Source organism: Dermatophilus congolensis, assembly GCF_900187045.1.
Taxonomy (GTDB): Bacteria; Actinomycetota; Actinomycetes; order Actinomycetales; family Dermatophilaceae; genus Dermatophilus; species Dermatophilus congolensis.
Window position 1 is genome coordinate 1,687,864 of record NZ_LT906453.1, and the last position, 12,281, is coordinate 1,700,144.

Sequence of the window (12,281 nt, forward strand, 5' to 3'; positions counted from 1 at the left end):
ACGACGTATGAGCGAAACCACCGACACAATGGCTGAATCAGACCACGCAGGCAGGGAAGGAATCACCGTCGCGCGTATCTTCACCACCCCTGGAGTGCACCCCTACGAAGAGGTGACATGGGAAAAACGCGACGTTGTCCAAACAAACTGGAAAACCGGCGAAACAATCTTCGAACAACACGGAGTCGAATTCCCCGACTTCTGGTCGATGAACGCCAGCACCATCGTCACCACAAAATACTTCCGCGGCGCAGTGGGAACACCAACGCGTGAATCCTCACTCAAAACACTGATTGACCGAGTCGTCATGACGTACGTCGCCGCAGGAAAAAAACACGGCTACTTCGCCACGGACGAAGACGCCACAATCTTCGAACACGAACTCACCTACGCCCTGGTGCATCAAATCTTCAGCTTCAACTCACCAGTCTGGTTCAACGTCGGCACCGCCAGCCCCCAGCAGGTCAGCGCATGCTTCATCCTCTCCGTTGAAGACTCCATGGAGTCAATCCTGAACTGGTACCGCGAAGAAGGATTCATTTTCAAAGGCGGCTCCGGCGCAGGACTGAACCTGTCCCGTATCCGCTCCAGCAAAGAACTCCTCTCCTCTGGAGGCACCGCGTCAGGGCCAGTGAGCTTCATGCGTGGCGCCGACGCCTCGGCAGGAACCATCAAATCTGGCGGCGCTACCCGACGCGCAGCAAAAATGGTTATCCTGGATGTCGACCATCCCGACATTGAAGAATTCATCCTCACTAAGGCACGCGAAGAAGACAAAGTCCGCGCCCTGCGCGACGCCGGATTCGACATGGATCTAGGCGGCAAAGACATCGTGTCCGTGCAGTACCAGAACGCCAACAACTCAGTACGCGTCGACGACGCCTTCATGGAAGCAGTCAAAAACCGCACCACCTACGGCCTCAAAGCCCGCATGAGCGGTGAAGTCATCGAAGAAGTCGACGCAAAATCACTGTTCGACACCATCGCAAAAGCTGCCTGGGAATGCGCCGACCCCGGACTGCAATACGACACCACCATCAACCACTGGCACACCACCCCCGAATCTGGCCGAATCACTGCCTCAAACCCCTGCTCGGAGTACATGTCGCTAGACAACAGCTCCTGCAACCTGGCCTCACTGAACCTGCTGAAATTCCTCCGCGAGGACGACACCTTCGATGTGGAGAAATTCACCCACACCGTCGAACTCGTATTCACCGCGATGGACATCTCCATCTGCTTCGCAGACTTCCCTACCTTGGCTATCGCTGAAACCACACGCGACTTCCGTCAGCTAGGCATCGGATACGCCAACCTCGGCGCACTCCTCATGGCCACCGGACACGGATACGATTCCGATGGCGGAAGGGCCCTCGCTGCCGCCATCACATCCCTGATGACGGGTGCCGCTTACCGCCGCTCCGCCGAGCTAGCTGGCATCGTCGGCCCGTACAACGGCTACGCCCGCAACGCTGAACCCCACCAACGCGTCATGCAGATGCACCGAGATGCCAGTCTCACTCTGCGCACCTTCGAGCCGATGGCGCAAAGCATCCACACAGCCGCCAACCAGGCATGGGAAGACGTAGTACGTATCGGCAGCGAACACGGCTACCGCAACGCACAAGCCTCAGTGCTGGCCCCAACCGGCACGATCGGTTTCATGATGGACTGCGACACCACCGGCATCGAACCAGACTTCTCACTGGTCAAATTCAAAAAACTTGTCGGCGGCGGATCAATGCAGATCGTCAACCACACTGTTCCCCGCGCCCTGCGCAGCCTGGGATACCAAGACGAGCAAGTAGAAGCCATCGTTGAATACATCGCCGAACACGGGCACGTAATCGACGCCCCCGGACTGAAACGAGAACACTACGAAGTGTTCGACTGCGCCATGGGGGCACGGGCAATCGCACCCATGGGCCACGTGCGCATGATGGCCGCGACGCAGCCCTTCCTGTCCGGAGCGATCAGCAAAACCGTGAACCTTCCCGAAAGCGCAACGATCCAAGACATCGCCGATGTGTACATGGCTGGCTGGGAACTTGGCCTCAAAGCCCTAGCCGTATACCGCGACAACTGCAAAGTCGGCCAGCCGCTATCTGATGGTGGAGCGAAAAAAACCTCCACCACCGACCCTCAATCGCCTGCTGAACAGCCTGCGCCAGAAAAGATCGTGGAGTACCGGGCCAAGCGCACCCGCCTGCCCCGGCGACGCCCCTCAACGACAACATCATTCGCGGTAGGAGGAGCCGAGGGGTACCTGACAGCCTCTGCCTACACAAACGGGCGGCCAGGAGAGGTGTTCCTCAAATTCGGTAAGCAAGGATCAACCTTGGCCGGAGTGATGGACGCCTTCTCAATCGCAGTCTCCATCGGGCTGCAGTACGGCGTTCCGCTGGAAACATTCGTGGAAAAGTTCTCCAACCTGCGTTTCGAACCAGCAGGCATGACAGGCGACCCCGACATTCGTATGGCTCAATCGATCATGGACTATGTCGCGCGGCGTCTGGCACTGGACTATCTGGACTTCGACACCCGCTCGGCATACGGCATCTACTCCGCCGAAGAACGTGCCCGGCACCTAGAAACAGGGTCATACCTCGCCGAAAACAGCGACGAAGCCCAAGAAAGCGAACTGGAAAACTATTCACAAACACCGGTCTCAGGAGCCAAAGAGCAACGCCGCAACACCGCGCCGGTGCGCTCCTCAGCAGACCTGATGGAACTACTCCAAGGCAAAATCGCTGATGCACCCATGTGCATGACCTGCGGCACCAAGATGCGCCCAGCGGGCAGCTGCTACGCCTGCGAAGGATGCGGCTCCACCAGCGGCTGCAGCTAACAGACATCTAAAGGGGGGCACCCGATAATGGGTGCCCCCCTTTAGATGTGCTTCTACACGGGCTGGTTAGTACGCTCCAGAGCTGGCGAACACTGCCTTGAAGGTACGAACCAGAATCTTCAAGTCCACAATCGGGGACCAGTTGTCCACGTACTTCAAATCCAGACGAATCGACTGCTCCCAATCAAGGTCGCTGCGGCCGCTGACCTGCCACAATCCCGTCATACCCGGCTTGACGTGCAGACGACGCATCGCATCGGGCTCATACTGCTCAACTTCGGCCTGGCTCTGCGGGCGCGGCCCCACCAGCGACATTGTCCCGAACAACACATTGAACAACTGCGGCAACTCATCCACCGAGTACTTACGGATGAAGCTACCGATACCCGGAATAATCCGTGGATCCTTCTTCATCTTGAACTGGACTTCGTTGCCCTCGTTGTACTTCAACAAATCAGCAAGACGTTTTTCCGCATCAGGGACCATCGAACGGAACTTGTAGATCGTGAACAGCTCACCACGCTGCCCCACACGCTGCTGACGGAAAATCACCGGCCCATCCGGCGAAATCACCTTAATCGCGACAGCAACACCAATAAGCAACGGAGAGAAAATAACAATCAACGCCGCCGCGATAGAGCGGTCCATGATGCTCTTCAAAATCTCTGACTGCCGTGTCGCCGCGGGACGCTCAATATGCAGCAGCGACATGTCCGAAGACTGACGGATCGACAAACGCGGCCCGGCCACATCGAGAAGCCCGGTAGAAACCACCAGCTCCACATTGCGCTCCTCCAAGGCCCAGGTAAGGCGACGCAAAGACTTACCCGCCAACTCCGGATGCGACGTCACCGCCACAACCTCGGCGTCAAACAAATCCACAGCCGAAGTGGCCTCCGCCGGGCTACCGAAAACCGGAACCCCCTCAATCGCGGAGGTGGCATTCCACGACGAATCCATCCCAGAAGTGCACACCGCCACCACATCGAAACCCTGATCGGGGGAGCGCTTAATCTGCCGGATCAACTCGGCTGCAGCATCAGCACGACCAACAACCACAGTCCGCTGCATCAAACGACCGTTGCGGCGGTTCTTGTGCAACCACCAACGCATGATCCGGCGGTTAACCAAGGCCAGCACAAACAACGACACCAGCAGCGTGATGATGTACGCCCGAGACCACTGTCCCTTAGTGAACATTCCTGCCACAGCCAGCAAACCCAGCATGCCAACCACGGCGCGCCCCACCGTCCGATACTCCTCATCGGACACGCCCAAATAACGGCGCTCATAGGCGTGGCACAAAGCAAGAATCCCCACCCACACCAACGGGATAGGGGCACTAGCCAGAATGTACCCACCGGCGATCTCATCCCGAGTAGGCCCAATTTTCAGTGCCAAGAAAAGCCCCAGCACCGCCGAAATCACATCCAGCACAACAATCCGATGCAGGTACATGCGTGACCACGCGCCACGCGCAGCGCCGCGATCAGCGCCACCGGCAGACAATGAATCATTGCCCTGCTCATGCCCCAAAACTCCCGCATCAGTGCGGTGTTGCACAGGCACAGACTCACGTTCGTGAATCGACAAAATAAACCTCCCCAAAATGTCGCCGCCGCAGCGGCCCCCCGCTGCCTAGCCGGCTCCGCTCCATCGCGCTCACGACCAAAAACCACGCCCCCACGGCGTGGATCCCCTCTTCAACACGAGAACGTGTCCCCACGCTGGGCCACGGATAGCGCTCGTGCCGAGGCTCGGGCGGGAACGCCCTCTCAATCGATGAAGCACCGAGCACGCCCCCTTCACGTAGGGAACGCAAGAGGCGGCCAACCACACTCGAGAACGACGTACCTAAAAAGGAGTGTGAGACGGGCGCCCGACCTGGACAACTGCCCACGAAGTCTAGCGGCACCCCCACACCGGTACGACTCGCGTGGTGAACACAAAACAACCCACACACCGGCCCACACCCCGAACTCCACACGGCATGCGCACAGCCCGCCTTACCCCACAGCAACCAGCTCGGTAAGGTCGTCAAGAATCACAACGAGAATCTCGAGCACGACAAGTCCGCACACCCCACCACGGTCACGCGGCCGCCGCAACGGCTACCAACACACCGGGGTGAGCCGCCGATCAAGCGAGGACGTGTTCGCCGGATCAGGGGAGAAGACACATGAGCACGAAGAATGACTTCGAGGTCGTCCTCGTCACCTACAAAAGCAGGGAACACGTAGAAGAGCTCGTCGCCGGATGGCCAGAAGAACTACCCATCGCCATCGTCGACAACGGACAAGGCATCGACGGCCTAGACCAATGGGCTCGAAAACACCCCAATGTGCGCTACCTCGACGGCGGCAACGTCGGCTTCGCCCGCGCCGCCAACAAAGGCGCATTCACCAGCAGCGCCCCCTTCGTCGTCTTCGTCAACCCCGACTCACGACCCACCATGAGCGACATGCAAGCCCTCGTCGACGGTCTAGCCGTTGACGTGCTCGCCGCCTCCCACGCCGCAACCATGGTCTCTACAAACGGAGTCGAAATGGGCGTCGGCGGATGGGAACCCACCGTCCCACGCACCATCGTTTACGCCGCCGGACTCCACAAACGCTTCCCCAAAGCCGGGGTCTACGCCAAACCCGAAATGGGCGAAAACGTCTCCGTCGAATGGACAACCGGCGCCTGCATGGCAGTACGCACCGAACAGTTCCGCCGCCTAGAAGGATTCGACGAATCCTTCTACGTCTACTCCGAAGACATGTCGTTCGGCCGCCGCGCCCGTGAAGCAGGCCTAGCCGAAGTGCTCCGCTCAGACGTCATCGTTCCCCACGGCGCAGGCAATTCCGGAGCACCCAGCAAAGAAATGCTCCGCCTCCGCGGCGCCTCCTTCACCAATTACGTCAAGCGCTACCACACCGGCCCCGAAGCCAAAGTGATGCGCGGAGCCATGCTCGGCGGCTACGCCCTGCGCGCCGCCCGCGAACTGGCCCGCGGCGACCGCCCCCTGGCCAAGCTCTACGTTGAATACGCCAAAGGCGTCGCCACCGGCCGCGCCAACGTCGGCGGCCGTGAAGTAGCCCGCTCCCGCTTCCTCGAAACCTCACCCACCGCCCGAGCAGCAGGCGTACCCGGACTCCCATTCCTCTTCGTCACCAAAGAATTCGGCATCCCAGCAACCTCCGGAGGCATGCTGCGCACCCTAGCCATGGTGCGCTGGTTCGCCGAACGCGACGACGTCATCCTCGTCACCCCCAAAGGCGTCAAAAAAGCCAGCGGCAGCGGCGAGCACTTCACCGTCGAAGACATCTTCACCCCCAAGTCAGGGCCCTTCAGCCGCGTCGAAGACGCCACCAGCTTCATGCGATACCGCAGCCTAGGAGCCCTACGACTGTGCGGCGACGCCGTTATCGAAGGAGTCCAGTACGCACTCGAGCAATACGGCCCCTTCCGCGGATCGATCATCGACCACACCAGCCTCTTCGCAATCGCCGACATCCTCCCCGAAGGACTACCCGTCTGGCTGAGCACACACAACGTCGAATCCGACCTCATGGCCCAACGCGCCCACGCCGAAACCGGCGCCATGAAAGTCGCCGCCTACGCTGAAGCCGCCCTGCTCAAAACCCTCGAAAAAGGCACCGGGGCACGCCACCCCATGATCGTCTGCACCGAACACGACGCCCACCAAGCCCGCAAAGACGGCACCAGCACCGTAATCGTGGCTCGCAACGGCGTCACCCCACCACCACCGGAAAAACGACGCGGAGGCAGCCAAGCCGCCAAAATCGACTCCCTCGAACTGCTCTTCACCGGAGCCCTCGACTGGCGCCCCAACATCAACGGCATCCTCTGGCTCATCGAATCACCCCAATGGGCCGACCTCATCTCCCGCCACCACGGACTCGTCCTAACCATCGCCGGACGCAACCCTTCCGAAGAATTCCGCGCCCGCGTCCAAGCAGCACCCGGAACCCGCCTCGAAGCAAATGTGCCCAGCATGGCCCCCCTCCTCGAACGAGCACGACTAGGCATCGCCCCCCTCCTCGAAGGCGGCGGATCCCGCATCAAACTGCTCGAATACATTGGATACGGCCTGCCCTCAGTCTCAACCCACGTCGGTGCATCCGGACTCGACGGACTCCCCGAAGGAGTCATCCGCACCACCTCCGAAGACCTCAGCCGCTTCTGCGAAGCAATCGAGATAGAACTGCTCCACGGAGAAAAAATCCTGCCCCAAGATGCCGTCGATGCGATGCTGGCCGTCTACGGCTGGGACGCGGCCCTAGCGCCCATCGAACAACTACTCGAAGCAGCAAAACCCGCACACACAGACACCACCACCGCCTAAACACCACACCTGAACAAGCTAACTGTGTAGGGGGCCGATGGGACACCATCGGCCCCCTACACGCACCCCTGGCCCCCGGGGGAAGCAGCAGGCGCCTGAAGGAACACCTCAGAAAAGTCGCCCTCACACCCGACAGGAAAGCGACTCTTTCTCCCCACTCGAAAGCGCCCTACCCATGCGTCCACACCACGCCACCACACGCGCCCTGGCCGCCTTCACCCTCCTCGCCCTGGCCGCGCCCACCAGCATCGCCCTCGCCGCCACACCCGCCCCCGGCAACACCATCCGCATCACCACCGCCCTCACCCCAATCACCGACACCCACGGTCACACCTGGAGCCCCACCAGCGGATTCGACACCGGAGACAAATCCACCTCCTACTGGGGAAACTACGACATCGCCGGAACCACCGAAGACGAGCTCTACCGCCACGAACACGTCCGCATGAACTCCTGGACAACACCCCTACCCAACGGCACCTACACCATCACCCTCAAAATGCGCGAAGCCTGGTGGGACAAACCCGGTCAACGCGTCTTCTCCGTCACCGCCGAAGGAAACCCCGCCCTGGACAACATCGACATCATCAAAGCCGTCGGGAAAAACCACGCCTACGACCGCACCTTCAACACCACCATCACCGACGGCCACCTCAACCTCGGATTCACCGCCACCGCAGACAGCGCCCTCATCTCCGCCATCGACATCACCCCCACCACACCCCCCAGCAAACCCAACCCCCCAGCCCAGCCCGCACCCACAACCAGCACCACAGTGCTGCGCATGACCACCTACACCAAACCCATCAAAGACGCCGCTGGCAACACCTACATCGCTCGCCGCGGCTTCACCGGCGGAGACCTCGTCGAACCACTCCCACCCACCACCGACATCAAAGGCACCACCAGCGACACCCTCTACCGCCCCGAACTCATCCGCTGGAAAAACTGGTCCCACCCCCTACCCAACGGCACCTACACCATCACCCTCCACACCAGAGAAGCCTTCTGGAATAAACCCGGCCAACGCATCTTCGACATCAAAGCCGAAGGAACCACCAAACTCACCAACATCGACATCTACAAAGCCGCAGGCAAAAACACCGCCCACGACCTACGCCTAACCACCACAGTCACCGACGGTCGACTCGACATCACCCCCATCAACAAAACCAACCTCGCACTCCTATCAGCCATCACCATCACCCGAACCGACAAAAAACCCGCACCCCCCAGCAATCCCAAACCCCCCACCACAACCCAACGACCCAGTGGCATGCCCTTCGACTCAGGCCTCTTCCCCATGCACCGCGCCGACATCGCCACCCAGTTCATCCAACACCGAGGACGAGCCGCCGACGTCATCACCGTCTTCCCCAGCCGAGAAAACTGGGCCGAAATGTCCAACGACTGGTTCATGGACAACCAACGCATCCCCACCCGCTACACAGGCACCCTCGACGTCGGCGTCCCCCTTTGGCCCGACGACGGCAACCTCACCACCGCAAGCACCGGCGGCTACAACACCCAATGGGAAAACTTCGGCCGCATGATCGCCGCAAAATACCCCACCGCATACATCCGCCTCGGCTGGGAAATGAACCTCCCCGGCTGGAAACACGCCGCCTACGCCCACAGCGCCACCCAATGGAAACAGGCCTACCGCCACGCCGTCACCGCACTACGCAAAAGCGGCCCACGTCTACGCATCGCCTGGGTAGTCAACGAAGGCCCCGGACAAACCGACACCACCGACGCACGCACCTTCTACCCCGGCGATGACTGCGTCGACTACATCGGCATGGACGCCTACGACTGGGACCCCGGCTACACAAACGACACCAACATCGCCCACCACCGCGACGCCCCCTACGGCTGGAACTTCTGGCTCAACTTCGCCAAAACCCACAACAAAAAATTCGTCCTACCCGAATGGGGAATCGCCCCAGCAAACCCCAACAGCGGCGGCGACAACCCCCGCTACATCGCCTTCGTCTACGACTGGCTAACCCGCAATGCCCGCTGGATCGGATACGAGTCCTACTTCCACGAAAACGCCCCCTACATCCGCTCCAACCTCTTCACCGACAACCCCCACGCCACAGCCGAATACCTCCACCGCATGAAACGCCCCTGACCCAACCCACACGCCACAATGAACCCATGGCGACCACACATCCAGCCACCCCCAGCCTCACCACACCGCAGGCCGCCGACGCCGAACGCGCCCGCGGCCTGCGCATCATGCGCACCGTCGCCACCGCCCTACTCATCATCGCCGCCATCGTCTACGCCCTCACCTTCGGCCACGACGGGCCCTGGGAATACGTCAACGCCACCGCAGAAGCTGCCATGATCGGCGCCCTCGCCGACTGGTTCGCCGTCACCGCCATCTTCCGCCACCCCCTAGGCCTACCCATCCCACACACCGCCCTCATACCCCGCAAAAAAGACACCGTCGCCACCAGCCTCGAAGACTTCTTCCTCGGCTACTTCCTCACCCCCGACGCCGTCCGACAACGAGTCCAAACCATGAACATCGCCCAACGCACCGGACGATGGCTCACCGAAGATGACCACGCCGAACGCGTCGTCCACCGACTCGCCCCCGTCGCAGCCCGCGCACTCAACAGCGTCGACGACAACGAAATCCGCGGCTTCATCAACCACACCCTCGTCCCCAAACTCACCCACGAACCCATCAGCCCCCTAGCCGGAGCCCTCCTGGACGAAATCGTCACCGACCGCATCCACACCGGCCTAGTTGACCTACTCCTCGACGAAGCCCTCGCCTGGCTCCTAGACAACCCCGAACAATTCAGCACACTCATCGCCGACCGCGCCCCCACCTGGACCCCCGACTGGCTCAACGGAATCGTCACCGACCGCGTCCACACCGAATGCGTCAAATGGATCCAAGAAGTCCGATCCACCCCCTACCACCGCGTACGCCAAGCCATCGACGACCTCCTCACCGACCTAGCCCGCGACCTCCAAAACGACCCCACAGTCATGGAACGCACCGAAGCACTCAAAACACGACTGCTCACCCACCCCCAAACCACCGAAACAGCTATCCACCTCTGGGAAGCACTCGTCAACGTCGGACAACGCGCCCTCACCGACACCGACAGCCACCTCATCAACCGCGCCACCGACGAACTACGCGCATTCGGACAACGACTTCTCACCGACCCACAGCTAGCCCAAACCGTCACCAACCGTCTGGCATCCTCCGCCGAAGCCCTCATCGCCACCTTCGGACGCGACATCGCCACCGTCATCTCCCAAGTCATCCGCTCCTGGGACGGCAAAGAAGCAGCCGAACGCATCGAACTACACGTCGGCAAAGACCTCCAATACATCCGCATCAACGGCACCATCGTCGGCGGCCTTGCCGGCCTACTCATCCACACCATCTCCCACCTACTGCTGTGAGAGAACAACAGACAAAACCGCACGTCCTCCACAACCCACCCCACCCCTGACGTATGCTGCGACGGCACCGGAATCTTCCCCGCACCGACACCGTGGGCCCGCCACACCTGGTGCATCAATGCAGGTGGACAACAGGAGGACCGATGACCCGCCGCCTCGTCAAGACCCTCGCAAGCGCGCTCGCACTGGCCACGATCGCCGCATGCTCGGCCGGGTCCACTAACGAAGACCCATCCTCCGGAACCCGACTCACCGTCGGATTCACCGCCGAACCAGTCAGCCTCGACTTCACCAAAAACGACGGCGCCGCTATCCCCGAAGCCCTCCTAGGCAACGTCTACGAAGGCCTCGTCACCCTCGACGAACACGGCATGATCGTGCCCGCCCTCGCCAGCTCCTGGACCGTCTCCAACGACCGCAAGGTCTACACCTTCAAACTCGTCGACGACGCCAAATTCGCCTCCGGAGCCCCCTTCACCGCTGAAGACGCCGTCTACTCCATCAACCGCGTCTCCACCGACTGGACCACCTCCGTAGCCGACTACATGGACGTCGTCGAAAAAGCCGAAGCCACAGCCCCCAACGAACTACGCGTCACCCTCGAACGCCCCAGCAACGACTGGCTCTACCGCATGACCACCCGCGTCGGAGCCATGTTCAGCCGCAACGACAAAAGCGACCACGCCACCACCACCAACGGCACCGGCCCCTACACCGTAACCAGCTGGAAACGCGGCGACTCACTCCAACTAGGCCCCAACCCACACTTCGCCGGAACCACCCCCCACTTCCGCAACGTCACCCTGCGCTACTTCAAAGACGGCAACGCACTCAACAACGCCCTCCTCTCCGGCGGCATCGACATCATCAGCAACCTCGCCTCACCCGAATCACTCGGCCAATTCAAAAACCGACCCGAATACAAAATCACCGAAGGCACCACCACCGGCGAAGTCCTCCTAGCCTTCAACAACGCCACCGGACCTTTCACCGACGAACGCGTCCGCCAAGCCGCACGCACCGCCATCGACAAACCCAGCCTCCTCAAAACCTGCTGGGCCGGAAAAGGCACCCACATCGGCTCCATGGTCCCGCCCACCGACCCCTGGTACGAAGACACCACCCACAACCACCCCTACGACCAAGACAAAGCCAAAGCCCTCCTCGCCTCCGCCGGCACCCCCAACCCCACCATCCGGCTACGCCTACCCAACACGGCCTACGCCATCTCCTGCGGCCAAGTCGTCAAAAGCGACCTCGAAGCCGTCGGCTTCACCGTCCAACTCGACCAACTCGAATTCCCTGCCGCATGGCTCTCCCAAGTCATGAAAAGCAAGGACTACGACGCCACCATCATCGCCCACGTAGAACCCCGCGACATGGGCCGCGTCTTCTCACCCAACTACTACCTCGGCTACAACGACCCCGAATTCACCCGCCTCATCGAAGAAGCCGACCAAGGCACCCCCGCCCAAGAAATCGAAAACCTCAAAGCAGCAGCACAACGCATCTCCGAACACGCCGCCGCTGACTTCCTCTTCCTCATGCCTCACCTCGTCGTCCACAAATCAGACCTCACCGGAATCAGAGCCAACGACACCTCCGAGTCCTTCGACCTGACCCGCATCGCCCGCAAATAAACAC

At 60.9% G+C, this 12,281-nt stretch carries 6 protein-coding genes; 5 read left to right on the forward strand and 1 reads right to left on the reverse strand.

Going from position 1 to position 12,281, the window contains the following annotated elements; all coding sequences use genetic code 11:
- Positions 1 to 7: 7 nt before the first annotated feature.
- Entirely contained in the window at positions 8 to 2,848 is a 2,841-nt protein-coding gene (locus CKV89_RS07230) for a vitamin B12-dependent ribonucleotide reductase (RefSeq protein WP_028327701.1), read from the forward strand.
- Between the two features lie 66 nt (positions 2,849 to 2,914).
- On the opposite strand, the gene CKV89_RS07235 is transcribed toward CKV89_RS07230, so the two are convergent.
- A complete protein-coding gene (locus tag CKV89_RS07235) occupies positions 2,915 to 4,441 on the reverse strand; it encodes a sugar transferase (RefSeq protein ID WP_324603354.1) in 1,527 nt (508 codons plus the stop codon).
- A gap of 586 nt (positions 4,442 to 5,027) precedes the next feature.
- Between CKV89_RS07235 and CKV89_RS07240 the strand changes: the two genes are divergently transcribed.
- The 4 genes from CKV89_RS07240 to CKV89_RS07255 all read left to right on the forward strand — a co-directional run bounded on the left by CKV89_RS07240 (position 5,028) and on the right by CKV89_RS07255 (position 12,277).
- A complete protein-coding gene (locus tag CKV89_RS07240) occupies positions 5,028 to 7,199 on the forward strand; it encodes a glycosyltransferase (RefSeq protein ID WP_051277689.1) in 2,172 nt (723 codons plus the stop codon).
- 175 nt (positions 7,200 to 7,374) lie between these two features.
- Positions 7,375 to 9,336: a malectin domain-containing carbohydrate-binding protein gene (locus CKV89_RS07245; RefSeq protein ID WP_028327702.1), complete on the forward strand. Its 1,962-nt coding sequence runs from the start codon at positions 7,375 to 7,377 to the stop codon at positions 9,334 to 9,336.
- Between the two features lie 26 nt (positions 9,337 to 9,362).
- Positions 9,363 to 10,637 carry a DUF445 domain-containing protein gene (locus tag CKV89_RS07250; protein WP_028327703.1) on the forward strand — a complete coding sequence of 425 codons (1,275 nt, stop codon included), beginning with the start codon at positions 9,363 to 9,365 and terminating at the stop codon, positions 10,635 to 10,637.
- Between the two features lie 143 nt (positions 10,638 to 10,780).
- Positions 10,781 to 12,277 (forward strand): ABC transporter substrate-binding protein, encoded by a 1,497-nt coding sequence (locus CKV89_RS07255; RefSeq protein ID WP_028327704.1) that lies wholly within the window; start codon positions 10,781 to 10,783, stop codon positions 12,275 to 12,277.
- Positions 12,278 to 12,281 lie beyond the last annotated feature (4 nt).

Bases quoted from the DNA above. Each gene is read 5' to 3' on its own strand.
- CKV89_RS07230 (WP_028327701.1), top strand. From the start codon at position 8: ATGAGCGAAACCACCGACACAATGGCTGAATCAGACCACGCAGGCAGG.
- CKV89_RS07240 (WP_051277689.1), top strand. From the start codon at position 5,028: ATGAGCACGAAGAATGACTTCGAGGTCGTCCTCGTCACCTACAAAAGC.
- CKV89_RS07255 (WP_028327704.1), top strand. From the start codon at position 10,781: ATGACCCGCCGCCTCGTCAAGACCCTCGCAAGCGCGCTCGCACTGGCC.
- CKV89_RS07245 (WP_028327702.1), top strand. From the start codon at position 7,375: ATGCGTCCACACCACGCCACCACACGCGCCCTGGCCGCCTTCACCCTC.
- CKV89_RS07250 (WP_028327703.1), top strand. From the start codon at position 9,363: ATGGCGACCACACATCCAGCCACCCCCAGCCTCACCACACCGCAGGCC.